This is a genomic window from Symmachiella macrocystis, assembly GCF_007860075.1.
Lineage (GTDB): Bacteria > Planctomycetota > Planctomycetia > Planctomycetales > Planctomycetaceae > Symmachiella > Symmachiella macrocystis.
In genome coordinates, this window is the sequence record NZ_SJPP01000003.1 from 288,209 (window position 1) to 314,498 (window position 26,290).

Annotated in this window: 18 protein-coding genes; 7 read left to right on the forward strand and 11 right to left on the reverse strand. The window is 55.5% G+C overall.

The features are described from left to right. Positions 1-22 precede the first annotated feature (22 nt). From CA54_RS24570 to CA54_RS24580, 3 genes are all read left to right on the forward strand, one after another. The gene (locus tag CA54_RS24570; protein ID WP_146373652.1) at positions 23-445 is read left to right on the forward strand and encodes an ExbD/TolR family protein; all 423 of its coding nucleotides are present in this window, start codon (positions 23-25) and stop codon (positions 443-445) included. Next, positions 442-2,676 (forward strand): hypothetical protein, encoded by a 2,235-nt coding sequence (locus CA54_RS24575; RefSeq protein ID WP_146373653.1) that lies wholly within the window; start codon positions 442-444, stop codon positions 2,674-2,676. The genes CA54_RS24570 and CA54_RS24575 overlap by 4 nt, the downstream gene beginning before the upstream one ends. 278 nt (positions 2,677-2,954) lie before the next feature. Further along, positions 2,955-4,460 (forward strand): carboxypeptidase M32, encoded by a 1,506-nt coding sequence (locus tag CA54_RS24580; protein ID WP_146373654.1) that lies wholly within the window; start codon positions 2,955-2,957, stop codon positions 4,458-4,460. A gap of 47 nt (positions 4,461-4,507) precedes the next feature. Here the strand turns inward: CA54_RS24580 and CA54_RS24585 are convergent, their stop codons facing one another. Continuing rightward, positions 4,508-6,211, reverse strand: a complete 1,704-nt coding sequence (locus CA54_RS24585; RefSeq protein ID WP_197532803.1) for a serine/threonine protein kinase — start codon at positions 6,209-6,211, stop codon at positions 4,508-4,510. Between the two features lie 570 nt (positions 6,212-6,781). Between CA54_RS24585 and CA54_RS24590 the strand changes: the two genes are divergently transcribed. After that, a complete protein-coding gene (locus CA54_RS24590) occupies positions 6,782-7,375 on the forward strand; it encodes a hypothetical protein (RefSeq protein ID WP_146373656.1) in 594 nt (197 codons plus the stop codon). 45 nt (positions 7,376-7,420) lie between these two features. Here the strand turns inward: CA54_RS24590 and CA54_RS24595 are convergent, their stop codons facing one another. Beyond that, a complete protein-coding gene (locus CA54_RS24595; RefSeq protein WP_197532804.1) occupies positions 7,421-7,894 on the reverse strand; it encodes a DUF6717 family protein in 474 nt (157 codons plus the stop codon). A 317-nt stretch (positions 7,895-8,211) separates the two neighbouring features. Here CA54_RS24595 and CA54_RS24600 point away from each other — a divergent pair, with 317 nt between their 5' ends. Further along, positions 8,212-9,552: an MFS transporter gene (locus CA54_RS24600; RefSeq protein WP_146373657.1), complete on the forward strand. Its 1,341-nt coding sequence runs from the start codon at positions 8,212-8,214 to the stop codon at positions 9,550-9,552. Positions 9,553-9,876: 324 nt separating this feature from the next. Here the strand turns inward: CA54_RS24600 and CA54_RS24605 are convergent, their stop codons facing one another. Further along, positions 9,877-10,422, reverse strand: coding sequence for a GspE/PulE/PilB domain-containing protein (locus CA54_RS24605; RefSeq protein WP_146373658.1), 546 nt, complete (start codon positions 10,420-10,422; stop codon positions 9,877-9,879). Positions 10,423-10,687: 265 nt separating this feature from the next. Here CA54_RS24605 and CA54_RS24610 point away from each other — a divergent pair, with 265 nt between their 5' ends. Further along, on the forward strand, positions 10,688-11,917 hold the full coding sequence (locus tag CA54_RS24610) for a Glu/Leu/Phe/Val family dehydrogenase (RefSeq protein ID WP_146373659.1): 1,230 nt from the start codon (positions 10,688-10,690) through the stop codon (positions 11,915-11,917). A gap of 2 nt (positions 11,918-11,919) precedes the next feature. Next, entirely contained in the window at positions 11,920-12,447 is a 528-nt protein-coding gene (locus CA54_RS24615; protein ID WP_146373660.1) for a cyclic nucleotide-binding domain-containing protein, read from the forward strand. An 18-nt stretch (positions 12,448-12,465) separates the two neighbouring features. Here CA54_RS24615 and CA54_RS24620 read toward each other — a convergent pair whose 3' ends face one another. The 8 genes from CA54_RS24620 to CA54_RS24655 form a co-directional block, all read right to left on the reverse strand. Then, complete coding sequence (locus CA54_RS24620) at positions 12,466-13,455, reverse strand: DUF3738 domain-containing protein (RefSeq protein WP_197532805.1); 990 nt, start codon at positions 13,453-13,455, stop codon at positions 12,466-12,468. A gap of 177 nt (positions 13,456-13,632) precedes the next feature. After that, the gene (locus tag CA54_RS24625; RefSeq protein WP_146373662.1) at positions 13,633-14,952 is read right to left on the reverse strand and encodes a PQQ-binding-like beta-propeller repeat protein; all 1,320 of its coding nucleotides are present in this window, start codon (positions 14,950-14,952) and stop codon (positions 13,633-13,635) included. Positions 14,953-15,072: 120 nt separating this feature from the next. Continuing rightward, positions 15,073-15,966 (reverse strand): aldo/keto reductase, encoded by an 894-nt coding sequence (locus CA54_RS24630; protein WP_146373663.1) that lies wholly within the window; start codon positions 15,964-15,966, stop codon positions 15,073-15,075. Between the two features lie 321 nt (positions 15,967-16,287). Continuing rightward, the gene (gene treZ, locus CA54_RS24635; protein WP_146373664.1) at positions 16,288-18,933 is read right to left on the reverse strand and encodes a malto-oligosyltrehalose trehalohydrolase; all 2,646 of its coding nucleotides are present in this window, start codon (positions 18,931-18,933) and stop codon (positions 16,288-16,290) included. A gap of 18 nt (positions 18,934-18,951) precedes the next feature. After that, positions 18,952-20,934: an alpha-amylase family glycosyl hydrolase gene (locus tag CA54_RS24640; RefSeq protein ID WP_146373665.1), complete on the reverse strand. Its 1,983-nt coding sequence runs from the start codon at positions 20,932-20,934 to the stop codon at positions 18,952-18,954. Continuing rightward, the gene (locus tag CA54_RS24645) at positions 20,918-23,131 is read right to left on the reverse strand and encodes an HAD-IIB family hydrolase (RefSeq protein ID WP_146373666.1); all 2,214 of its coding nucleotides are present in this window, start codon (positions 23,129-23,131) and stop codon (positions 20,918-20,920) included. Before CA54_RS24645 ends, CA54_RS24640 begins: the two co-directional genes overlap by 17 nt. 119 nt (positions 23,132-23,250) lie before the next feature. Then, positions 23,251-24,750: a DUF4301 family protein gene (locus tag CA54_RS24650; RefSeq protein ID WP_197532806.1), complete on the reverse strand. Its 1,500-nt coding sequence runs from the start codon at positions 24,748-24,750 to the stop codon at positions 23,251-23,253. 75 nt (positions 24,751-24,825) lie between these two features. Then, on the reverse strand, positions 24,826-25,812 hold the full coding sequence (locus CA54_RS24655) for a PP2C family protein-serine/threonine phosphatase (RefSeq protein WP_146373668.1): 987 nt from the start codon (positions 25,810-25,812) through the stop codon (positions 24,826-24,828). Between the last annotated feature and the right edge of the window lie 478 nt (positions 25,813-26,290).

Genomic DNA, 26,290 nt, shown 5'->3' on the forward strand with positions numbered 1-26,290 from the left:
CATTGACGCCGGGGGATGAGTTATGCCACTGAAAGTTCGAGAACACGAAGAACCGACGTTGAACCTGACGCCGATGATCGACGTCGTGTTTCTGTTGATCATCTTCTTTATGGTGGGCGCTCGGTTTACGGAGTTGGAACGGGAATTCGATATCAACCTGCCCACCGTCAGCGAAGCGCGGCCGTTGACCAATCCGCCCGACCGGATCGAAGTCAATGTGTTTCGCAACGGCCGCATCAAAGTGGCTGGTCAGTTTCTAACGATCGACGAACTCAACGTACGGCTGCAACAAGCCCAACAGCGTTACGCCGATCAAGCGGTGATGATTCGCGCGGATGGCAACAACGCCTATCAACAGGTGATCGACGTTCTGAGCATCTGCGAACAGGCCCAAATCAAACATTTCACATTGGCCGCTCGTGTCGAAGGTGAGGATCCGCAATGAGTGCGACAATTTTCACCGGACTCGAAAACTGGTTACCCTCGCTGTCGTCCAACAATTGGCTGTTGAACCTGGCCTGGGTAGCGCTGGGGTTGGCCACGGTGGTTTTGGCATTTATGTTCATCACCGGCCACGGCAATGCGCGGCAAGTGCGGATCTCGTTAATGATTTCGATCATTGCCCACTGCGCGCTGGCATTGGGCACGGATAAAATCCCCATGGCCGGCGCCGACATCCGTGTCAAACCCAAAGAGCCAACCTTTGAGATCGAGCAATTGGTGTTCACCGCGATCGACGATCAGCAACAAGTCGCCGACCCCAATGCCCCAGCTTGGGATGCCCTAACCCCGACGCCACTGCCCGCCACGCAGCGTCAAAGTTACGAAGACGCGACCGAGGAACTCCCGGAGATCGCCCGTGAAGAGCAGTCGCCGCAAGACCCCGAACCAGTGGCGCTTGCCGATGTTCCCGACGAAATGCCAGAGGACCAACTTGAAATCCCAAGCGCCGAAAGCAGTGTCCCGGCGACCGAACGGACAGCGGACGGAACCCAACTCGACAATTACGAAGAGACAGTCGAATCGCGTCCCGACTTGGACATCCCGGCACCACGCACCGGAGAGCGGCAACCGGAGGACCAAGGGGTGGCGAAATCTGAAATAGAACGCGAAAGTCGTCGTGGCCGCACAGAAGACCCCACTGCCAACTTGCGGGAAAGCCAGCGAATGGAAGTGGCCGACGCTACCACCGACCCGTCGTCACAATTGCAACGCGGGCCGAATTCCGAGGCGGCCAATCGCCGCACTGCAGATGCCGCCGAGACCTTATCGGCGGATGACCCCGGAGCGGAGACGGCCCAACGTCGCGAAGAGGTCGGCAAAGGGCGCCCCAAATCGAAGGCCTTTACCCGTCGTGACAATCCCGGCACCACGCCCAGCACACCTGGTTTGGATGACGATGTCGAACGGAATCCCCGACCGGAAAGCGACGACGATCCCGACTCGCTCTTGTTGACGCGTGAGGGAGGGCCACAACCGATCTCCGAAGACGCAAAATTGCGTCTGACGCGCACGAAAACGACGCGATCCGGCGACCAACGACGTGTGGCCCGCTTGCCTGCTACGTATCAACTTCGCAATGTCGACAACCGCGAGCGAGTCGCCATCCGCCACGGAGCGACCACCGCTTCTGAAGAGGCGGTGGAAGACAGCCTGCAATGGTTGGCCGCGCATCAAAGCGCCGCCGGATTTTGGGATGCCAATGGCTTTACAGAAAATTGCCCCAAAGGAGCCGACGTTTGTTGGGGACTGGCCGGACTCAAAGGACACCAAGGTTCCGAAAAAGACAACGTCCCCAAATCGGGCGTCCAGGCGGACTCGGGGCTGACCGGGCTTGCTGTTTTGGCATTTCTCGGCGCAGGCTATACCCACGAAGAAGGAATCTACGCCGACCAAGTCGACCATGCTTTGCGGTGGTTGATTCGCCAACAAGACGGTGACGGCTTCCTCGGCGGCAACGCCACGCATTACGCCAAGATGTATTGTCACGGGATGGCGACAATCGCGCTGGGTGAGGCCTATGGCATGACACAGGACCCTACGCTCCGCGAGCCATTGGAAAAGGCGATTGCATTCATCGTAGCACGGCAGAATCCCAAGGATGGCGGTTGGCGGTATACACCCGGCAAACTGGGCGACGTCAGCATGTTTGGTTGGCAATTGATGGCGCTCAAAAGCGCCGAAACGGCGGGACTCACCTTTCCCGCTGAAACACGCAGCCTGACGATCAATTTTCTTGTCTCGCACTCACGCGGTAAAAAACGAGGATTATCCGCATATCGCCTCGACGATAAGGTCACCCCCGCCATGACCGCCGAAGCTCTGTTTTGCAAACAGGTATTGGGCATCAAACGCGAAAACTCGCAAAGCGCTGCCGCCGTCGACTATCTGATGCAACATCTGCCGAAACAGTCGGAACAAAATTTGTATTACTGGTATTACGGAACGTTGGCCATGTTTCAATACGGCGGGCAGCCGTGGGAGCAATGGAATGAACGCGTCCGCGAAACGTTGGTGGAAACGCAACGCAAAGACGGACACGCAACCGGCAGTTGGGATCCGCGACCTCCCTGGGGCGACTATGGAGGACGCATCTATTCCACCGTGCTGAGCACGCTCTGCTTGGAAGTCTATTACCGCTTCCTCCCCATGTACCGCGCCGGCGAAACTGAGTAATGCACACACTATAGTATGACAGCGCTACTTAAAATTTCAGGCCATCCCGATTTGGGGTACCACTGGCGGCTCGTCCGCCAGTGTGAACAATGACCAACGCAACTGAACAGGCACACCCCATCCTAACACGGCACTGGCGGGCAAGCCGCCAGTGGCACCCAACACAGTATTTTTATAAGCGACAAGTTGTGATCCGCATTTCGACGATTTAACTTTGCACTTTCAGATTAACTCGCTAACGCTTGAATTCCCGCCCTTCCCTTTTGATACGCGTGCCCATGACCTCCTACGATTCACTACTCACAGAACTCCGCTCAATCGCCTTATTAGAATCTTGTGGCCACGTCCTCGGTTGGGACGAACAGACTTACATGCCTCCCGGCGGGGCGGAACATCGCGCCAATCAACTCTCACTGCTCGCCGGAATGGTGCACGAACGAGCCACGTCGCCGCAATTGGGCGACCTGCTCGCCTCAGCCGAACAAAACGAGAAATCGGACGATCCCGATTTGCCCTCGGCAGCCAATCTCCGTGAAGCACGGCGGAAGTACGATCGTTCGACGAAACTGCCGCGCAGATTGGTCGAGGAACTCTCACGTGTCTGTACCTTGTCGCAACAAGCCTGGGTGCAGGCTCGCAAGGATTCCAAATTTGCCGACTTCCTTCCCTGGTTGGAACAGGTCGTCGCACTTCGCCGCGAGGAAGCTGACGTGGTGGGCTACGGCGATGGTGTTCCCTACGACGCATTGTTGGATGAATACGAACCGGGCATGACCGCAGCTGAGGTGACCACGCTGTTCGCCGGGCTGCGCGACGAACTGGTGCCGTTGATCGCCGAAATCGTCGATAGCGGGCGGCAACCGGACATTTCTATTTTGCAACGCAGTTACCCGGTCGCTGAGCAACGAGACTTCGGCACAGCCGCCGCGACGGCAATTGGTTTTGACTTTCACAAAGGCCGATTGGACGAAGCAGCCCATCCCTTTTGCAGCGGCTTTGGCCCAGGCGATACACGGTTAACCACGCGTTATGATGAACATCACTTCCCCGGCGCATTTTTCGGCACACTGCACGAAGCGGGGCATGGGATCTATGAGCAGGGACTTAATCCCGCCGAATTCGGCACGCCGATGGGGACCTACGCCTCGCTAGGCATCCATGAATCGCAATCGCGGTTGTGGGAAAACTTCGTCGGCCGCAGTCGCGCGTTTTGGAATCACTATTATTCCTCCGCAAAGCAAACCTTTTCCACCGCCCTGGCCGATGTCGCTGAAGACACGTTTCTATGGTGCGTGAACGATGTGCGGCCGACATTCATTCGTGTCGAAGCCGACGAAGCCACCTATAACCTGCACATCTTGTTGCGGTTTGAATTGGAACAGCCACTCGTTTCGGGCGATCTCAAACCGGCGGACGTTCCGGCCGCTTGGAATGAAAAGTTCACACAATACTTCGGCATTACGCCCCCCACCGATGCCATGGGCTGCCTGCAAGACATCCATTGGAGTGGCGGCGGTATTGGGTATTTCCCCACGTATTCATTGGGGAACATGTACGCCGCTCAATTCTTCGAAGCGGCCCGCCGCGATCTGGGTGATCTGGACGAACAATTCGCCGCCGGGGATTTCGCACCACTAAAAACGTGGCTAAACCAAAACATCCACCAACGCGGCCAACAGTACCGGGCCAACCGACTGGTGGAAGTCGTCACGGGGGAACGGTTAGCGTATCAACCATTGGTGAATCATCTCCGCGAGAAATTCTCTGCGTTGTACGGCCTTTAGCAGCGACCGATGGCTGGGGACGGAGCGACACCAACTGAAAGACATGGCTACTGCATCTGCACTTCCAGTATGGTCGCTTCGGGTAGGTCCTCCGTGACCGATTCGCTGTTGGGAGCGGATTCCGGGGGGAGTTTGGCCCACCACGTTCGCGCTGCTGCCGTTGTCCACGCACCGGCGTTGTCACACGCGTCCAAGGCTTCTTCCAATTCCACAGCGGACTGAAACCGGTCCTGCGGCGTCTTGGCTAAACAACGCATGACGACAGATTCCAAATCGGCGGGTATGTCGTCGCAGAAGTTCGAAGGAGGCACGACATCCTGATGCACGTGTGCAAACAGGGCTTTGATCGGTTTGCTCTCCACAAAGACCGGCTGGGCGGTTAGCAGATAGTAGGCCACCGCACCCAACGAATAGATATCGCTACGGGCATCGGCCGCCTGATCACCGGTAACGGTTTCAGGAGGAGCGTACAATGGTGATCCCACCAACGCGCCGTCTAATGTCAAATCCGGCGACCCTTTGGTCGGCAGCGCTGTTTTCACCAAACCGAAGTCTAGAAGTTTGGCGACGTCATACACACCGCCCCGCTGCGCCGCGAAAATATTGCCCGGCTTAATATCACGGTGCACCAACCCACTCGCGTGCGCCTCCTCCAGAGCCGAAGCCACTTGTTGCAGCAGGTGAATCACCCGAGATGCCGGCAAGCGGCCGTAGCGTTCAACCAACTCCTGCAGGCTCAAGCCGGGAAGGTACTCCATGGCGTAATAAAAGGTGCCGCTATCCGTGTGCCCGTAGTCATAGATTTCAATCGTGTTCTGATGGGTCAGTTGGGCGGCCGCTTGGACTTCGCTTTCGAAACGCGCGATGGCTTCGGGATCCTGTTCGCGGTCACGGCGAATCAACTTCACCGCGCACGGCCGTTTGAGCAATCGATGCTCGGCCAGATAGACTTCACCCATGCCCCCTTCGCCCAGCTTTTTGCGCAATGCATACGAACCAATTTGGCGGGCGTTGACGAAGCTGCGCCGCAGGTCGCCGATCTTGTGCGACCCATAAACCGATGCGACCGCCGCCATGATTAGCCACAACAGCATCCACAAAAATTCGCCATGACTGAGCAAGTCGACTGGATGCCCTCGCGTTGCTGCCGCCGCGACGGTGACGGCAACTGGTGCTGCCACCATCAGTCCGGTGGCGACCGCCGCGCGCTTCCAAGTGTTGGGAATGAACAGCCCATACAGGTAGATCAACGTCACCCACTCAACAGCGGCGTCGGCAGCGAAGAGTGTCAAGAAGACTTTCATTGCCCCGGCATGCTGGATGCACAGACAGGCTTCGTCGAATTGTTCCCAAGCAAAATAGGCGCCGGCCAGGCCAAACACGCCGACTTCCACTTTTCGCAGTTGGCACAGCGTGGGGCACCATCGGCTCCACAGCAAGAGACAAAACGCTCCCATGCCGACCGTAGTCAGCACGTGCGAAGTGAGCATCGTGTCGCCCTCAATATCGTCGGCGGGCGAGTAGGCGAGGTCCAGGGCCAAAAAAGCGAGGAAGCCGAGAAACATCAGCAACGTGGCCGCTTTGAGCCGCACTTTCAAAAGCGTCAGATTTTCGGCCGACAGTTGGGTGGATGCGGCGTTACCTGCGCCCAGCATGGGGCAAAACTGTCCCGATGCGGAGAGCGGTGCTGAGTGACGGTTGCTGACTCTGTCACCCAAGTCGCCGGGAGTTGCCCCAGTATCGCTAACCATCGTCATTCCTTTTCCAACTCACGCAGGCAGCAGAGGTGCGGTCCCGCGCATTGCTTCATCCAGATGCGTCAGCCCGGCCTTGGCAAGCGATCCCTAAAAAACGCCCCAAGCGATGAGCTATTCGACAGGTATTCCAACACCTTAGCTTGAAAGCCATTATAGGCAAAATAAATTCCCCAGGCGAGCGAAACGAGCACGCGTGCCCGTGTGGGGCGTCGTTTGACCAGTCACCGTAGCCCCCATTTTATCTCTGTACGACTAAAACGATGAAAACGATTGATTCATCCTTGTCGATTTTGCCGATAACATAAAACAGGCAATTTGGTGTTTTTTGCGTGCCGGTAATCCGCCGACCGTTTTGAGACATCGATGACCTATTGTCAACGGGATTCCCCGTTGAGGCTGTGCGATAAAGCACACAATGAGGATTTACTGAGCGACGCGACGTTCTGCGAAATCATCCATCTACGGATGGTTTCAGGCCGCAAGATTTGTTCTTGATGGTTCGGTCGAAGACTTACGCAGGTCGCGCAAAAATTGTTAGTTCGTAGCATGAGAAGGAACGGCAACATGCGATACCGGCTCAATTTGATTCTGTTCGGCAGCCTGATCTGGGTCGCCACCGGCTGTTGCTGCTGTTATGACCAGTGTTGCAACTACGGTGGATATGGTTATACCCCAACGGCCTATAACTATGGCGGCGGATACAATACGGTCGCCACAACAGGCAACGCCAAGACGCAGGCCACTGGCAACTCGTCGTACGTTGCCAGCAATCAATCGAACTACAACGCAACCACCGGCGCTGTGAATAACTACGCACCGGTCAATGGCACGTACACTGCTGCCAACAACCAAACCATCATGCCGCAACAGCAAAGCTCCACGAGCGGCAATCTCTGCCCCTGCGAAACGTCGGACTTTAGCAGCACGATTATGCAGGACGTCAACGGGACGCCGATGCCCATGGAGGGTATGGTGTATGACGCTTCGGACATGTACATGCCGATGATGACGGCACCGCCGACCACTGCGGCGGAATTGAAAACCGAAACCACCAAACCGGGCGAACTCATTCCGGTTCCGCAACCGGAAATCGGCATCCCAACCAGCACGGATGGTCGCCCGCTCGTCCCGCCCGCCCCTGCTCCGCTGGACAAATAGCTGACCGTAATTGAAATCGCGTTTCACGTGCAGGAACCACACCGCTTAAGGCACCGGGTCGGCTTTGACGAACAATGCATTGGGCGGCGCCGTGTAATACTGAAACAAGGCCGGGCAGATCCAGCCTTCCATCGGCGGATCATCAAGACGATAGTAGTTGCCGGTCCCGTCGCTGCGCGTCCAAGTGAGTTTCTTTTGATACCCGGGGAACTCGGCGGCGGAAAACGTCAGTCGAAAGCCCTGCTCTGCGTCGGGAATGTCAGCGACGAGCGCGTCGATCATCTCCGGCACACCGGCAACGAACGGCTCGCGCACCAGCCCCACCGATGTGTCATCGAACACCCAGGTGCCCGCGTAGCGGTACGGCTGAATGATCATCACGGAGTTGGAACTCGGTGCGGCGCGCGCGTCGCCCTTTATCCCGTAATACCACGTCAGTCCGCCCGCGATGGCGATCGCCAAGAAGGAATAAACGATCACACGTCGTGAATTGACAACGGGACGTTTTGACTCGTTCATAGCGGGACTCCGCTGCGGTGAGATGCACATGGAAACTGTTTCGTACAGTGTCTCACTTGCTGCGCTGCCAGTCAAATCGAGTCAGGCGAAACTGGGGTGCTTCCCATTGCCGCAGCAGGGCCAACTTGCCGTGACCGCTGCCGACCTTTAGGATGCACGGATCGCATTTCACCGGCAGCGCGTTTCCCCATCGCTGTCGTGTCTCACTAGAACCAGTTTCAAAATCCGGGCTGCGCTTGTTCTCGAAACGTGCAGATCAGTGTCAGTAAAACGCGTCAGAGGGTTTTGAAACTATTCGTATTGAAATCGGACCGTGTATGGAAGATGGAAAACCCACCAACGTCCGTTGGACGGTGCTGGCCTTGGCCTGTTTCACGTCTTGGTTTTTATACTTGCACCGCTACACGTGGAATTTCATCGGCCCGGCATTGGAAACGGAATACGGCTTCAACAAAGCTGAGACCGGGAGTTTGGCGGCGTTTTTTAATATCACCTACGGAATCGGGCAAGTGCCGTCGGGCATCTTGAGCGACTTCATGGGACCGCATTTTTTCCTGGGGCTGATCATCGTTCTCTGGTCGTTGGTGTTGCCTTGTCAGGGTTGGGTGACGAGCTTCTCAGGACTGGCGACCACACGCTTGGCGTTTGGGGCCGCACAAGCCGGCGCCTATCCCAGCTTGGCCAACGTCACACAAGCTTGGTTTCCGCTCTCCAGCCGAACGATCATGCAATCGATCATCGCCACCCTGTTTGGCCGAGGGGGTGGAGCGATGTCTTCCATCATTTTGGCGACCGTCTTGATGTCCTGGTGTGGTTTGACTTGGCGAACCGGATTGCTGGTCATGGGGGGCGTCGGCGCGCTCTTTGGCATTAGCTTTTTAATACTGTTTCGCAACTCGCCACATCAGGATCCCCGTGTTAACGATGCGGAACGCGAGCTCATCGACGAAGGCCGACTTCCCCCAGCGGCCGGCGCGCCGCGTGTCTTGCCTTGGCATTTCGTACTTAAAAACCGCAGTATGTATTTTTTCGTGATCCAACAATTCACCAGCGCTGGCGCCGACATGGTCTACAGCCTGTTCATGGGAGATTACTTTTTAAACACCAAAGGCTTCTCGATCGGTCAAACGGGTTTGTTGGTTAGCCTGCCGCTGTGGGGAGGAGCCATCGGCGGCGTGCTGGGCGGCTTTTGCAATGACTTGCTGATTCGCGTAACGGGCAGCCGGCGTTGGTCGCGCAGCACTGTGGGATTTCTGGGTAAGTTTTTGGCCTGCATGTTGATGTTTGTGGTCATCTCCCGCGAGAGCGGAGTCGCCGCCGGTTGGGCACTGTTTGCGGTCAAATTCTTCAGCGACTGGAGCCAACCGACAGTCTGGGGGGCATGCACCGATCTAGGGGGACGGTATTCGGCAACGGTGTTTAGCATCATCAACACGTCCGGCACGGTCGGAGGTGTCGTCGCACCGGCGATTTTTGGAGCGATTCTGGACTTCAACTCGGTGGCGACCATGGTCGAGGGGAAGGAAAAGATGATTGCGAACTACGACCCGCTCTTTTACCTGGTAGCTGCTCTTTACCTAGTCAGCGCCACCTGTTGGCTTTTCATCAATTGCACCGATTCCTTGGAGCGTCACGGAGCCGACGTCAAGGAAGATTAATCGCGTAACCTACTCATTAATAAACACTTGCGACTCCCGGCACGCTGACCATCGATTCGCAAATAAAAACGCCAATTCCCTGAAATTCCTCCCACGCATCGCCCGGCTATGGCGTATTAAATGTGGGAAACTGAAGAACGAAAGCAGAAGTTTCTTCGCATTTAGCTCGCATTAGTCAGCCAAATCGAGGAAGAATACGACGTGTAAAAGCCGCCTCAGGGCGGCTTTTGCATGCGCGGATCACTTTTGGGGCATGCAGCCTGACGGGAGTAGTTTACGAGCGGAGCGTTAAAATGGATCGTCAGGAACGTCAACCCAATCGCTCTAGCAGCCATCGGGTTCGTCGGAGTCGATGCCGTCGCCGTAGTCCGTTTCGGTGAAATCGATCGCCGTTTCGGTGAATTCCGCGAGCATGGAGTCGACCGACTCTGTTTCGCTTTGACCATAGTGACGGTTAATGGCGGCCTGGATCGCCTCTTTCGAGGCCAGGACCACGTCGACATCCCGGTCGAGGATGAAGCGCAGTTTGTCCAACACCTCATAGGCCATCGGGTCGTGGATGGCGACAATCAGCGCTTCTGATTCCAGTGCGAGGGGAATCACGGTGTTTTCTCGCGCGATCGATTCCGGAATCATCTCAATGATCTGCATCGAAATCGGATGTTCCTGGAGAATCGATGCGACTTCTTGCTCAGACAGATCTTCGCTTGAATCGCCCAGCAGGCTCGAATTCGCTCCAAACCACAGCAAGCATCCGCAGTGCGGACAAGGCGCATCGCCTGGCGGCTGTGAAGGTTCGATGACAACTGGTTTCCCGCAAATCGCGCACTGGTTGTCGTCCCCTTCCGGTGTTCGCGACGAGATTTCCATAACGCCCCCTGAGAGAATGTTTGGCTGCCTCAATTCTACGGGCATTTTCAATCGGCGGGCAAGTTTTTTTCGGGAGTCTGCCGAATTTTTTCGCTTCCCACGACTGGCCCGCGGGTAGGGTTTCCACTTGCGTCGTTCCCGACGTCTATGGTACACGAACCGGTACGTGACAAGCAGACAATCGCTAAGTTACACTTGCTGCAGCGGTGAATTTCCGTTCATTTCTCAGCCGCGCCGCAATTCTTAACGTGAAGGTGCAGGAAAGATGAGTTCATTTGATGCTGCCCGGTTATATTTTGAGCAGGCCGCGGAGCACATGGGCCTATCTCAAAACATGCGAACGTTGTTGTTAACTCCCGAGCGGGAACTCAAAGTCCAAGTCGCCATTGAACGCGACAACGGCGAGATCGGAACGTTTATTGGTTATCGGATTCAGCACAACAGCGCGCGCGGCCCGATGAAGGGCGGCTTGCGGTTTCACCATGAGGTCAACGCCGATGAGGTGCTGACGTTGGCATCGTTGATGACGTGGAAAACTGCGCTGGTGAATATTCCTTACGGCGGTGCCAAGGGCGGGGTCTCGGTTAATGTCCGCAATTTGAGTCCCGGCGAATTAGAACGACTCACGCGCAAGTTTGTGGATGAAATCCATGACTTCATTGGCCCCGACAAGGATATTCCTGCGCCCGACATGGGAACCGATGCCCAGGTCATGGCCTGGATCATGAACCAGTACTCAAAATATCATGGCTTCAACCCCGCCTGCGTCACCGGCAAGCCGCTAGAATTGCATGGAGCGGACGGACGTATGGAAGCCACCGGTCGTGGGGTCGGATTGTGCACGGCGGAAGTCTTGCGACGCAAAAAAATGGACATCAACGGCACAACGATCGCGATTCAAGGCTTCGGGAACGTCGGTACATTCACAGCCAAGTTCCTGCACGACCAAGGCGCCAAGATTGTGGGAGTCACCGATGTTTCCGGCGGTGTCTGGAATGCAGAGGGTCTGGATGTCCCGGAGTTAATCCGTTACGCCCAAGAACATCGCGGCATTGCCGGGTTTGAAGGGACCGAGCCAATCAGTAACGACGATTTGCTCACCAGCGAGGTCGATGTGTTGATTCCCGCAGCTGTGGGGGGCGTGTTGAATGTAGAAAACGCCCCGCACGTGCGGGCAAAAATCATTATTGAAGCGGCCAACAACCCGACCGTTCCCGAAGCGGACGAAAGCTTCAATGATCGCGAAATATTAATTCTCCCGGACATTTTGGCCAACGCCGGGGGTGTGATCGTCAGTTATTTTGAATGGGTGCAAAACCGCCAACACTTCCGCTGGGACTTGGAACGGGTGCGTAAAGAACTGGATCGCATCATGTTGGAAAGTCTCAACAAGGTTTGGAAAATCGCGGAAGAAAAAGGAGTGTCGCTCAGGACTGCTTCGTACATTATTGGATTGGGGCGTGTGGGCCGCGCTACCGTGTTGGGAGGAATGTAAACGTGTCGAAATACACTGCGGCAGATTTTATCGACTGTCCGATGTTCGTGAACATGTCGACCGAGGAATTGCAAAAAGTCGTCAACCTGATGTCGATCGAAGACTACAGCGCCGGAGAGACGATTTTTTCCGAAGGAGACTCGCACGCAGTCATTTGGATCATCATCGATGGACGCTGCAAAGTGACCAAAAAAACCCGCGATGGCGGGCAGCGCGATCTGGCAGTGCTGGCACGGATGCGGACGTTCGGCGAGATGTCGTTTTTCCACCCCGCCCCGCATTCGGCCACCGTAACCGCCGAAACCGATGTGACCGTCGCACGTCTAGATCGAGCGCGGTTCCACAGCTTGGTTGACTTGGGTTCCCAAGCGGCGCTGAAAATTGCCTATAACACGATCGCCGTTGTCTCGGAACGTTTGCGAGCGATGGATGAATACGTCGGGCAGATCATCAAATCGGGCGAAACACCACGCAGCGGCCAAGAATGGGGCGAGTTTCGCGCCAAGCTCTACAGCGAATGGCAGTTTTGAACTACGGTAAGAACGGCGTCATTCGACAACATCCGCATCAGTTCCGGCAACCTGCTTGATGGGCTGTGCGGTCTCGTCGGACCGCTGACTCCGCTGCGGCGTAATGAAGATCCCCTTAACGCGCTGCTGCGTACGGCACAGTGTGAGGCCGTATTTGCGCAAGCTTCTGTCGATGTCTTCCAATCGCCGACGGCGAAGCTCGATCAGCGTTTCAGCGGTGTAGTAATCGTAGTCGGAATCATCGACATCCGGGACGGTTTCGTGATCGAACTTCAGCGTAACTTGTCCACTCAGCTCGATCACATTGACCACAGCCTCGCCGATTTCATCCTCAAGGTACTCGACAAAACTGGCGAGAGTCCCCTGGTATTCAACCTCCGTCACGCCGTCGCCGTCTGAACTGGTACTCACGCTTTGCGAATGATCGTCATCTTTGCGGTTTTCAAGCTTCTTACCAATGTTCCCTGCGGCTTCCTTGAGCGGCATCAGCGTGAGAACGGGAATTTCGCGGACTTCGCGGACAATCTTGATGTCGAACGAGGTCTCCAAAGCGCGGGACAATTGGTCGGCCGCATAGGCGCGGGAACCGGTCTTGGGTAGCCCCTTGATGACGACATTGTACCGCCCCTCGGGAAGGCGATTTCCGCCAAAGACGCGCAACGGCGAAATGCGGCATTCGCCACAGAGCAACTGCAACAGCGATTCGTCTTTCACACGCAGGCGACCGAATCGGTGATCGCGTTGTTCGTGCTTCCAGTAACCATGGTGGTTGTCCCAAATGTCATCGTCCTCGTCGCTCTCTTCGATCCGGATGATGCTCACATCTTTGGTGCGCGACAACTCCGTATCAATTGGCGGCGGCGGTCGGAAGCGCTGTTCGTCGGCGGGATCCTCCGCACGTCCGACAGTGGAAACAATGCACAAAACCAGCAGTGCCGCAACCACGTGAAGAGACTGTCGGCGGCATTGTGGCTCTGCCGTTTGAAGCGCTAGGCGTGAGACAGACATGCGCCTCCTCGGTTCTGGTTGGAACGTGTTGCCCATGTCTTGACTGCCTCCTGCTCCACTCATGCCTCGTATTTCAAGCGTCAGCACCTTCGCTCGCATTCTACCCAGGCAGACTGAATGAATGCAAAGAGATTCCGGTGATGTCGAGCGAAAGCAGGCCAAGAATCGGCGGCCAAGTCATTCCGCCAGATCGACCCGAATAATCTCCTTGTCATTGCGGATAAATGCTGATTTCTCCGCGAAGGCGGGATGCGCCCAGACCACCGGGCGGCCGAACGCTTCATTCGTCGGTTCAATGGCGTGGAACCGACTGATTTCGTCGTACCCTTCGGGCGACAATTTGGCGATGATCAAGTCACCGGTTTCACTGAAGAGGAAATACCGGTCCTCCTGTTTGACCAAAAACGCGGTGCCGTGATCGGCGCGGCGTTTACCGCCACTGGTCGGCACGCGAGTTTGCCACAGTCGTTCCCCATCCTCGATGCGGGCACCGACAAGAGCTCCGTCGTGGCAATCGACGCCGTAGATCATCCCATCCTCAAGAATCGGCGTCGCTTCGGCGGAATAAACGGCCTTCTTGGCTTTTCCCCGCCACAATTCACTTACGCCTGGTTTCTCGTCATCCAGTTTCAGCATGACTCCCACGCGGCCAATGCCACTGGCAAACAGCAAATCGCCCGACTGTCGTGGCGCGATGATCGACATTTCATAGGCGGGTTGCAGCGGCACACTCCACAACACTTTTCCAGTCTTGGGCTCCAAGCTGTTGAGGTTGTACGGATCCCAGATCAAGAGTTGTTTGATGCCAGCCGCTTCGATCATTGTCGGGGGACAGTAGCCTTGCGGGTCGGCAGAAAGCGCCCGCCAGACTTCTTTGCCGGAATCCTTGTTAAACGCGACCGCCACGCTCCCTTTGCCTCCCACGAGGCAATACAGCAAATCCCCGTCCACCAACGGATGCCCGGAGAAACCCCAGATCGGGGCGGTCGTGTTGTATTCTTTGGTCAGGTCCTTCCGCCAAACAAGTTCCCCCGTGTCAGCGGTCAGACAGACCAAATCGCCCTCGGCGCCCAGCGTGTAAACCTTGCCTCCCGCAACGGTCGGTGTGCAGCGGGGACCGGCGGCGTAGGAGAGGTTGTAGGTCCGGTCGTATTCGTACTTCCAAAGCTCTTCACCCGTTTCAGCCGAGAAACAGAGCACGCGTTCTTTTCCATTCAGTTTGTTCCGACCGCCCGGGCTGTTAATGATGTCGCCCGACTCTTTTACATAGTCGGTCACAAACACGCGTCCGTCGGCGACCGCCGGTCCGGAATAACCCAAGTCGACCGGCATCCGCCATTTCACGGGAGGCCCTTCGTCTGGAAACTTTTCGATGATGCCCGTTTCCCGCCAAATGCTATCCCGCTCCGGCCCCAACCATTGCGGCCAGTCGTCGGCATATCCAAACCGAGACAAACTGAGCACCACAATAAAAGCCAACAATTTCGTCTGTCGCATCGCGGATCATCTCCGGGGATTTTTAGGAATGCAAGAACATCAGAGCACTGCGCTCACATTGTGCCAACCCCCGTCCAGCCTGTCAAAGCGAATAGCATGTTGAGTGGGGTTTGCGGCGAGCTATGCCCCCAGCGCGGCGACGCGGGTCGTGATTTCGTTGTATAGCTCTGCGGGTAGTGCCCCTTTTTCGATGGCGGCGACGTTTTCCGCCAGATGATCCGCGTTGCAGGTGCCGACGATCGTGGTATCGCAGTGTGGGTGCGAAATCGTGTAACGCAGAATGAGCTCGGCGCGGTTCATGCCCTCCGTAAGCAGTTCATCCAGCTCAGCACCGCTCCATACTTGGTTGAGTGCATCGCGTTGGATCTCCGCATCGGGACCGCCGTGCGCAATTCCCCCGCGAATGATAATTCCCGCGCCGGTCTCAGCGGCTTTCGTTATCCAATCGTGATGCCCCGGTGCGATGCAGGAATAGGGAATTTGAAATGTGTCGAACACACCCAATTCGATCAGTCCGGGAAGCCGCGGCAACGAACTGGAGGACCCGATGAAGCGGATCACGCCTTGATCGCGATAGTCCATCAGCAACTCGATCAACCCCGCGCTCTGCAGTCCCTGTGCGTCGCCTCCGTGAAACTGAAGCAGATCAATATGATCGGTTTGCAGTCGCTCAAGACTCGTTTCAATATTCCGCTGCACGACCTCTTTGGTCCAAACGTGATCGATATCGATGTGATCGAAATGTTGCGTATAGGCACAACCGCACTTGGTCGCTAGATAATACTCGTTGCGGCGGGAACCGATGTATTGGCCGATGCGCTGTTCACTGATTCCATAATCCGGGGCGGTGTCGATGAAATTGATTCCCGCATCCAGCACCGCATTCAGGAATAACTCGGCCGCTGCGTCATTGACCGTGCGGACGCCCCAGGTGTTCGGTCCCCGCAGCCCCATGCTGCCGTAGCCTAGCTGCGTGACTTCCAGTCCGGTACGGCCTAATGTTTTTTTAATCATGGTTGATTTCGCGGTTGGTGAAACAACTTACCTAAGAATTTCCGCACAGAACCCCGAAGGGGTTGAACATTACAGCCCAGGGGAAACGGCGAAGCCGTGCCACGCTGGGAAAGCCATCGCCATCGAACAAACCGTGAAGGGGTTTGTCAACGATTGTCAAAGATTGCTCGGCGGGTTAATGATTGAACTCCCCCTTCAGGGGAGGCATTTGACATCGCACTTGTTCCTAGGGTGCGCTCACTTCGTTCGCGACCCTAGGCTATGATGAGTTACGCCTTCGGCGTAAGTGGCTTCGTACGCGGAATGTGGAGCAATGGGTCTTCACGAGGTCTGGCTGATGACGACTTGGTTGGGATGTAGCGTGATGTTTTGGTTGTCGGACTGCGGGAGTTTTGCGGACGATAAGAGCACAGTGCCCTCCATCGGAATCGAGACGGCTTTGTCGGGACTTTCAGCGGGGCCTATGAGCCGTGTTTGCACGATGACCTCTGTTCCGGAATCTTTTCGAAAGCGCAGGAAAAAGATTTCAGTCTGCGGATCATAACCGGCCGCCATGCTGTCGGCGGACAACCAAGCTTCGGCGAGGCCTTGTTTTCGCAGTGCGATCAAATCGCGGTACCAGGCGAACATCTCCTCGTCGCGGCGGTCGGGGACATCGTGTTTGGCTTGATAAAACGTGTCGGATTGGGACGGCAGCAGAAAATCGCCCCAGACGTGTTGTGGAAATTCACGAGCCCGGCCCGAATCGACAGCTTGTTTCAGTGACGCATTTTCAAAGTCGACGAAGAACGGAAACGGCGCATCGATCGCGAATTCTTCGCCCATAAAAATGATCGGGATGCCGGGATACAATAGCGTTAATGCCGCCGCCGCTTTTTGAAACGCCTTGGATGTCAATTGATGAATCCTCTGGCCTTGTGGGTGATTGCCAACGGAGTCGTGTGTTTGCAAGCCGATGATGAACGACTCGATGTAGGACTTCCCTGCGGCGTTGCGTGACAGATCTCGGCGTTGCGATGCCTCGATGCGTTTTTCGTCGCGACCGAAATAGACAAACCCGTATTGCAGCGCGTCGGCCAAATCGCCACCGAGGTATTCTCGATGGGCGATCCGTAGATCGGGTAATGCATGTGCATAGATCGCATGCATTATACAGTCGCACCAGACGCCGTCGAATGCCAACCGATCGACTTGGTCGTTCAGCGATTCCTGATCAAACATGTTTGTCTCGGCGATCAAATGAATCGTGCGGTCGATCGATTCAGCGTAGCGGGACACGTCGCGGCGCAATTCATCCACAATTGCCGGACGGCTGTCGTCTTTTATAAAGTGCGCCGCATCTAGCCGCAGTCCATCGAGATGATAATCCTCCAGCCAGAACAGGGCATTGTCGATGACAAACTGCCGCACCTCTGTGGAGCCCGGTTCATCATAGTTAAAGGCGTCGCCCCAGGGGGTGTGATGTTTCGTGGATGCATAGGGACCGAACTCGGTCAGATAATTTCCTTCCGGTCCAACGTGGTTGTAGACCACGTCGAGGATCACCGCCATACCCGCCGCATGGCAAGCATCGACGAAACGTTTAAAGTCGTCCGGCTCGCCGTAGGTGTTGCGGACGGCGAAGAGGTTCACACCATCATAACCCCAGTTCCACTGCCCGGGCGTTTGCGCCACCGGCATCACTTCGACAGCGGTGATACCCAGTGCGGACAACTCGGGCAGTTGCGCCGTCGCCGCTTGAAAGTCCCCCGCCTGCGTAAATGCGCCGATGTGCAATTCATAGATGACGAGATCGCGCTTGGCGATGCCGGGCCAGTTCTTATCGGTCCAGGGAAATGCGAGGGGGTTGATAATTTGTGACGGCCCATGCACACCGTCGGGTTGATACCGTGAGGCTGGATCGGGGCGGACTGTTCCGTCGTCCAGCCGATACTGATAGCGGGCCTTTGCAGCGGCCTCTGGCACAACGCCGGTGAAGTACCCCGACTCGCCTTTTTGCAACGCGTGCGTGACCGTCGTTTGACCGTTGTCAATTTCCACTTCGACACGACGCCGATCGGGCGCCCAGACACGAAAATACGTGGCCTGATCGCCGATTGGCGTGGCTCCCAATTTTTGGGGCAAGGATTTCTCGCGATCAACCAATCCAAACCAACGACACCCTTCCCAGACCCCGGTGGTGGCTGGCTGGGTCGCCAGATACAGTCGGTTTTCCCAACCGGCAGTGCGATGCGCCGCATACGCCTGTTGCGCGACTGCACGGTTCGCATTCCCCACAACAATCGCCCGATAACCAGCTGTCAGTGCTGCCAGATCGTTGCCCGAATCGCCCGCGAAGACAATTGCATCCTGATGCAGATCATTCTGTTCGACCCACCAAGCTAATGCGTGCGCCTTAGAGCCCCCACTGGGGAGTAGATCGATTAAGCCATCGCCGTTGAAAGGATCGACGCTGTGGATAATTGAATAGGGTGCGGCGGTTTGCGAGAGTTTCTGTTTGATTTGCTCGACCAAGCAATCCAGCTGCGCGGCATCGGCGTAGTAACTGAGCTTGAACGGCCCCTGTTTCTCTGATTCTTGTAGTCGCAACCCGTCGATAGCGGATAGATGCTGCTTCAATTCATCGACAGGCATTTTAGCGACGATCTCGCCAAGATGTTCCGCATAAGCATGGACCGTCTTGAGAGTGCCGTCGGACTGCCGATGAAAGATTGACGTTCCTACATCGCAAATCAGCCAGTCAGGTTGTGGTAGTTGGTGCTGCTCGATTGCCGTTTGAGCGGATGCGAAATGCCGGCCCGTGATAAAAATCAACGTGACGTGATGACTCTGCAATTGCGCTGCTAACAGGGACAAGTCGGCGGTATTTGCAGGATTGTCAGCGAGTGGAATCAGCGTGCCGTCGAGATCGGTCGCCAAGATTTGATTTGTCAAAACGGGGCGGTCGTGCTGCGAGGGGGTGTTCATTGATTTTCGTTAAGCTGCTCAAACGCGTTTCAACCACAGGATCTGGTACGGTTCCAACTCGACGGGAGCGGAGGTCTCGAACGTCTTCTTTTCAATCACGTCTTCAAAGAACCGCCCGATCCCGGCTGTGCGGAGTTTGTTTCCTTGGACGCTCTGAACTTCTTCAGAAAAATTTGCCAGCACGATCAGACGATGCCCCTCGAAGATCCGCAAATAGCCCAAGACATGCGAATTGTACGTGTTGATCAACTCCATATTCTGGCCGGCCAAGGCTGGTAAGGCTTTGCGAAGGGCAATGAGCTGTTGTGTCGATTTGAAAATGCGGTTGCGGATCGATCCGTTGCCCGATTCGATATGGTCGTTCAATTCTTCCAGATAGTCCCATTGCATTTTCGGCCGATGAATCCAGCGAGAATCGCCCGCCTTGGCAGGATCGGTCACGAACTCGTAATCGTTGAGCATGCCCCATTCTTCGCCCAGATAGAGCAAAGGGATGCCGCCGATGCTGAGCGTGACGCCATGCAGCAGAATCATGCGACGAATCGCCAATTCCTTTTTCTCTTCATCATCCTCTTCGATCGCCTGTTCCAAACCAGCCAACGAAGCCATGGTCCCCGAAATCCGCATGTCGCCAGTTTTGATGTTCTCCTGGAACGGAATCCCGCGGGCAAACGAACCGGGGAATTGTCCCGTGTAAAACTGATTGAGAAATTGCCGATGATCGTATGCCGAGATCCCGATCATGGCCGCATCGTCGTCGTCGAATGTCCAGCCAATGTCGTCGTGGCAGCGCAAGTAATTGACCCAAGCGGTGTGTTCCGGCAGGCGATGCCGGTGCCGCAACGTTTGCATGATCAGACTCACCTGCCGGGTGGCCAACGACTCCCACAGCAACGCCATCAATGTGGGGTTGTAAGAGAGTTGGCATTCCTGCGGGCTGATGTATTTGACGACTTCATCCGGATGCACGATCGCTTCGGATTTGAACAACAAACTCGGCGTCGAAATGCGGGCCAAATGATTGAAGGCTTGGATCAACAGATGCGCTTCCGGCAGATTTTCACAGCCGGTCCCCATCTGTTTCCAGATAAAGGCCACCGCATCCAGTCTGAGTACGTCGACGCCGACATTGGCCAGGAAAAACATTTCTTCCAACATTGCCCGGAACACGGCGGGGTTGCCGTAATTCAAGTCCCATTGAAAGCTGTTGAAGGTGGTCCAGACCCATTGCTGCATACCGTCGTGCCAGGTGAAGTTTCCCCGCCGTACGGTCGGAAAAATCTCACGGAGCGTCGCTTCGTACTGCTCAGGCACGGTCCGGTCGGGGAATAAGTAATAAAACTCCTGGTATTCTCGATCGCCCGCTTGGGCTTTTTGCGCCCAACCATGATCGTCGGCGGTATGGTTGAAAACGAAGTCCAGGACTAGGCAAATCCCCGCGCGTCTGAGTTCGGCGGCCAACATTCGCAGGTCGTCAATCGTTCCGAGTCGGGGATCGACGGAGCGATAATTGCTGATGGCATAACCGCCATCATTGTTGCCCGGTCGCACGGCAAACAGCGGCATCAAGTGCAGATACGAGAGTCCCAACTGCTGAAAATAGTCGACATGCTCACGGGCCTTGACGAGATTGTCACTGAACAGATCGACATACAGCGCGCCGCCGACAATCTTCTCGGATTGAAACCAATCCGGTTCATTGATGCGATGGCGGTCCAAGTCGCGTAGTTCCGCCGGACGGTCGGACCAAGCCTCGGCCGCCGTCTGCAAGATACGCTCGATATGAAAAAAGAAGTCGTACCGCGAACCGTACAAACGAAACAAAATCTCAAACAGCGGACGCCAGTGCGCGTTTAAGCGGCGCTCGAATTCACTGCGCTGTGCCTCATCAATTTCGTTGTTCCGCCAGACATCCTCCAACCGCGGCTTGAGTCGTTCCAATGTCAGATCGGCTTTGAACTCAATCCCTTCGGGAGCGCCGTTATCATTCAATCCGATCATTGGGAATGACGATTTTGTCCAAAAAGTTGTAGTATTGTATACCCTCGAGAATTCCGGCCGCATTTTCGGCTTCAGCGAAATAAATCCGAGGAAGATTTTTTAGTCGATTCAATTCGCTGCTGTGATTCCCCACGACAACGCCCAGCGTTCGCCCCAACAACATACCGGCGTCGTTGCCGGAATCGCCGGCCACCAACACATGCTCCGGAGCGAAGCCCCACTTCCACAGCACGTGCCGCATCGAGAGGTCGCTGCCGCCGCGGACCGGGATGACATCGAGGTACATCCCCAACGACATGACTATTTTAGCACGCAAGCCCGCTTCGCGCAGACTTTTTTTAATGGCCGCCAAAGTCGGCGATTTCGTGAAATCAACTTCATAACTGATTTTGAATTCCGACTGGTGGCTTTCGTCCTGGATAAACATTCCGGGGAGATTGTCCAATACTTCGCGTATTTCGCGAGGTTTCCAAGCGTATCCAATGGACTTTTGCCAACTTTTATCCGGGGTGAGGCTTTCGCCGTAATGTAATTGTGTGCCGCAATCAGTATCCATCAGGTCGGGACGCGGCAATCCCAGTTTTTCCACCAACTCGTGAGCGCTGTCCAGACGCCGCCCTGTAGCGATACCAAAACCGACATGATCGTTTTCGCGAATCAAGTCGACAAATTCCGACAACGAGTCCTCATGGCCGGTCAGTGTATTGTCCAAATCGGTAATGATCAACCGGTCAAATTCCGGTAACCGGCGCGTGATCGGCCGGTTCATGAGCGTCGGGGAGGAGGAGTGCTTATGAATATCGTTAAGATCCCGCAAATAACGCTTCGCATGGTTGCTCCAGGCATAATTCTTACGCGTGCCCTCAACCCCATTGGACGACCATTCCGACCACTCTTCCGGCTCGGTCAACGTCCGCAACAAAGCATGCTCGATCTCTTCACGATTCAACGGATCAACCAACAGTCCGTTACAACAATTCGCAATAATATCGCGCGGGCCGCCGTCATTTGTAGCGACAATCGGCAAACCGGTGGCCCCCGCCTCCAGCAGTGTCAAACCAAACGGCTCGGTCAGTGCGGGATTGATGAACACGCCCCGCGTCGATTCAGCCAAACGATACAAATCGGGTACATCTTCCGGCGCATGTGTTTTGGGATAGGCGACTTTACCATAAAGGTTGTACAGGTCGATGAGGTACAGCACATTGTCGATGACCGCCTGCTGCGCTTTGGGCAGGGAGCGAACGTCGTCGCGGGTCCCCAGCACCAACACCAAATTCGCAATTTCCTGCAATTGCGGGCTTTCACCATAGACCTTGACCAGCATCTCCAAGTTTTTCCGCTCGTCCGGTCGGGCCACCGTGAGAATCATTGGCTTATCAGGCTCGCGGAGGAAGTGGCTTAACTCCTCGGCAATCGGACCGGGGCTCCACTTTTCATCGCGGGGATAAAACTGGGCAAGATCAACGCCGGGAGGAATCACCTCCATCCGATCCGGCACGTAGTGGTCATAGAGTTCGTACTGTTGATGCACCTCTTGGTTGGTACTGGTGACTACCATCGAGGCAGTCTCGAGCGCCATTTCTTCGGCTTCGATTCGCGTGGTGAATTTGTACCGCTTTTCCAGAGTCTCCTCATCAATGCTGCCCAGCGAAAACCGTTGGCGTTTGACACGCCCCAGCGAGTGGCCAGTGAATACAAAGGGAATATGCAGCAATCGAGCCAATTGCGCGCCCACCAAGCCAGCATCGGCATAATGTCCATGAATGATGTCCGGCAATCCGGTCCGCTTAAAGTGCGGCAGCGTCTGGTCGATGAACATTTCTAGATAAGGCCACAACGACTCTTTGCGAAGATAGCGTTTGGGGCCGCACGGGATTCTGACGATTTTCGCGTTCTGTGAAATCGGCTCTTCTAATTGGGCGTAGTCGTCGTCGAGTTTGGGATCCAAGATCTGCCGCGTGAGCAACTCGACTTCACGAACGTGGGGGTGTTCCGCCAGTTCGCGTGCCAGTTCCAGCACGTATTTGACCTGCCCCCCCGTATCGGCGTCGCGCCCCAATTCCGGATTGCGTGCTCGAATCAAGCCATGAATGCTGATCAACGTGATCTTCAAATCTTCCGTTCGCGTGGAAGTCGCCAAGGAAATGCTGTCAGATATCGATGCCTCAGCGCCGTTTGTCAATTCCGTGGACATGTTCACCTCAATTGAATTCAGGATCGTCATGCGAGCAGTGTGAATTATTTATAATACCGTTTTCACAAAGCGTACGCATCTATCGTGTTGAATTGCCGCGTCCATGCAGGTTGAGCCGTTTACAAATTTGCTGATCCTCCGTCATCGCCGGGCGGCTGATGTTCCTTTCTCATCAAGTCGAACACAGTTTTGACCGGCGAAAATACGTCGATGGGAACTTCGACGAAAACGGTATTCCAACCCGACATCGTCCCGTTCCACAACCCCGGTCGTTCCAAGACCGTGGCGAATTCCCCCCCCACCCGCTTGCGCGTGATGATCGCTCGGTCATGATCTACAAAGTTCCGCAGATCAAATAATTCGCCGTTTTCGTCCCGTACTGCTGCGGCAATGAACACCGGATTGAAATGGGTGGCTTTACCAAAAATCGCCTGTTGAGCGGAGTCGTCCGCATTCACTTCAGCCGACTCGACGATCTCCGCTGAAATGGTGCCATCCGGTTTCTGCACCCAAAACGGACCTCCGCCCGGCTCCCCCACATTTTCGACCATACCACACACACGGAGCGGGCGTCGCAATTGCGCGATGAGCGATGCACGCAAGACTTGTTGGTCAGTGGTTTCTGATTGCGTGGAATCTGGAAATGTGACCTTCACAAAATCAGCGGCAGCAGACACGGCGGCGGCGTCTCCAGTTTCGAGAGCCCGCAGGTGTTGGTGAATGGCTGCTTGCAGACGGACGAGATATCCACCTAAAACCTGCATCCACTTGACGGAGGCGTCTTGTGCATGTTCGTGGCCGACATTGTCGATGTTTTTGACAAAAACCAAGTCGCCCTGAACCTCATGCAGATTCTCGACCAACGCGCCGTGCCCGCCCGGACGCATGACCGGTTGCCCTAGTTCATCGCGCAACAGTTCTCCGGCATCATCCAAAGCAATCGTGTCGGTCGAGGGATGTTGCACAGAAAACCCAACATCGAGGGAAACGCCATCGCGTCCCGCAGCAAATTTCCGCAACTGCTCGGCAAACAATTCGACGTGGTCCCCACCGACGGTAAAATGCGCCTTCAGCGGTTTGCCTTCCGCTCCAAATCCCGCTTGTGCTTCCAACAGATGCTCTTCGAAGGGTGTCCGCGCCTGGTCGGGATACTTATGAAACTTCACCAAGCCTTTGGGAAGCCTTCCAAAATCGAGACCGGGTGAGGAGATGACCGCATTCACCACGTCATCGTCACCGGCAGTGGATGACTGATCGTTGAGGTCAATGCCCTGTTCCGTGAACCAGCGATGCACATCATCGGCGAATGCGAACTGATCCAACGCCTCACGAAACCGCTGCTTGTCTTCATCCGAGGCCACTGCAAACATGCGTGTTGCCGCACCGGAGGCGGGAACAAACTTCAACCACCGTCCCGCGTCGACCGATGCACGGTGCATGGCGATTAAGTCGCTGTGCACATCCGCGGGCAATTGCTCAATCCCATCGCCGATAGTACATGGTCGGACCAACACAGGCGCCGGAGGCCGGTTCGCCATTTGAGCCTGTTGCCGTTGTACCTCTTCAAGATTCACGCCATATTGCCGCCAGAATTCCTGGTCAGCATCAGTAAACGACATCAATAAATCCATCCTGAATGACTCTGTTGTGTTAAGGAGAAGTTGGCATCGCGCTCAATACATCCTACGGTGCATTTAACGGGACACAACTTTGCTGGGAGTTGCGACTGGAATCGTGGCAGCCTGAGGGGCCGAATCAATTTTCTCCCCACCGCCCAGCTCCGCAGCCCCCGTCTCCTGTGCGACTTCCTGATCCTGCACCAACGGTTTCTGTTTTGTATCATGAAAACGCGCGACCGCAACGGTAATGTTGTCTGCCCCGCCGGCGGCATTGGCCTTGTTGACCAAGTCTTCACAGACTTCCCGCGCAGAATGCCGTTTATGCAAGATGTCGGCGATCTCGTCATCAGTCACATGTTTGTGCAAACCATCGGTACAAAGCAGCAACGTATCGCCGATGGACAAACTGGAATTGTAAACCTTGGGATCGATGTCAGGCGATTTTCCTCCCACGACATTCCACAGCGCCCCTCCGCCGAGCGACTCCTGAGCATCGGCGATCGTACACTCCCCGGCATCGACGCGCGCTTGGGCCAAGGTGTGATCTTGGGTGACCTGCTGCAATTCGCCGTCATGGCTGAGATAGCAACGGCTATCCCCAACATGCACGACATGCAATGCGGGCCAGTTGACGATCGCAACGGTCAACGTCGTTCCCATCCCCTGTTTCGCTACGTTCCACTCAGCTTCATCGTGAATGCGTCGCTGACAAGATTTGAGCGCTGTGACCAAATCAGCAAAGAGCAAGCGTTGATCATCACGTTCGGCAGCATGGCCGAATGCGGACCAGTACATGCGGTTGACCATGCAGTTGATTGTCTCATCAACGGCTAACGTACTCGCCCGGCTACCAGCTGCGGGATTCCCCAAACCATCGGCCACCAGCAGAACTTTTCCCTGCGAATCGCCCGAGACCTTGGAATAATCATCATAACTCAGTGAGGTCGACTGAATTCGCACAGCTTTGACCAGATCGGCGACCAGATACTGATCGTCGTTCTCGGCCCGCCGGCGCCCCATGTCCGTCTTTGCAAAGCAATCCATTTTACTGAGATTCATCATCTCTTACGTCCTTCCTTTTCCCCCGTGAGAAACCCCTGTGCACATTTCCAGCATCTACTACGCTGATAACTCAGTCCGCCTCACATTGTTTGACTGGTCGATAACCATCCAACGTGGTTTCCTCCCGACCATCCACTGTGAACAGAAAACCACCAGGATCGGCTTCAATGCGACCACATCGCAGACCTTGTTGGCAAAAATTGCTTTGAATGTGCTCAGCAATCGATCGCTTTTGCACAGTCACAGCCCATTCTCGTCGACCGATCGTGCGTACGCTCATACGGGGTGATTCAATAACCACAAGACTCCTTATGTTAAACAAGACGGACATTTCGTGTCGCTGCACAGCGACCTGACAGCAATAGTGCAAACCGCGTGCCAGGACCGCGAGAATTGAAATCGCTCCGACGGTCGACCTTTCCATACCACTGCAAAAGACATTGTCTCAATTCACCAAGCTGTATGAACGACGGTATCA

Bases quoted from the DNA above. Each gene is read 5' to 3' on its own strand.
- CA54_RS24570 (WP_146373652.1), top strand. From the start codon at position 23: ATGCCACTGAAAGTTCGAGAACACGAAGAACCGACGTTGAACCTGACG.
- CA54_RS24575 (WP_146373653.1), top strand. From the start codon at position 442: ATGAGTGCGACAATTTTCACCGGACTCGAAAACTGGTTACCCTCGCTG.
- CA54_RS24580 (WP_146373654.1), top strand. From the start codon at position 2,955: ATGACCTCCTACGATTCACTACTCACAGAACTCCGCTCAATCGCCTTA.
- CA54_RS24585 (WP_197532803.1), bottom strand. From the start codon at position 6,211: ATGGTTAGCGATACTGGGGCAACTCCCGGCGACTTGGGTGACAGAGTC.
- CA54_RS24590 (WP_146373656.1), top strand. From the start codon at position 6,782: ATGCGATACCGGCTCAATTTGATTCTGTTCGGCAGCCTGATCTGGGTC.
- CA54_RS24595 (WP_197532804.1), bottom strand. From the start codon at position 7,894: ATGAACGAGTCAAAACGTCCCGTTGTCAATTCACGACGTGTGATCGTT.
- CA54_RS24600 (WP_146373657.1), top strand. From the start codon at position 8,212: ATGGAAGATGGAAAACCCACCAACGTCCGTTGGACGGTGCTGGCCTTG.
- CA54_RS24605 (WP_146373658.1), bottom strand. From the start codon at position 10,422: ATGGAAATCTCGTCGCGAACACCGGAAGGGGACGACAACCAGTGCGCG.
- CA54_RS24610 (WP_146373659.1), top strand. From the start codon at position 10,688: ATGAGTTCATTTGATGCTGCCCGGTTATATTTTGAGCAGGCCGCGGAG.
- CA54_RS24620 (WP_197532805.1), bottom strand. From the start codon at position 13,455: ATGTCTGTCTCACGCCTAGCGCTTCAAACGGCAGAGCCACAATGCCGC.
- CA54_RS24625 (WP_146373662.1), bottom strand. From the start codon at position 14,952: ATGCGACAGACGAAATTGTTGGCTTTTATTGTGGTGCTCAGTTTGTCT.
- CA54_RS24630 (WP_146373663.1), bottom strand. From the start codon at position 15,966: ATGATTAAAAAAACATTAGGCCGTACCGGACTGGAAGTCACGCAGCTA.
- treZ (WP_146373664.1), bottom strand. From the start codon at position 18,933: ATGAACACCCCCTCGCAGCACGACCGCCCCGTTTTGACAAATCAAATC.
- CA54_RS24640 (WP_146373665.1), bottom strand. From the start codon at position 20,934: ATGATCGGATTGAATGATAACGGCGCTCCCGAAGGGATTGAGTTCAAA.
- CA54_RS24645 (WP_146373666.1), bottom strand. From the start codon at position 23,131: ATGTCCACGGAATTGACAAACGGCGCTGAGGCATCGATATCTGACAGC.
- CA54_RS24650 (WP_197532806.1), bottom strand. From the start codon at position 24,750: ATGTCGTTTACTGATGCTGACCAGGAATTCTGGCGGCAATATGGCGTG.
- CA54_RS24655 (WP_146373668.1), bottom strand. From the start codon at position 25,812: ATGATGAATCTCAGTAAAATGGATTGCTTTGCAAAGACGGACATGGGG.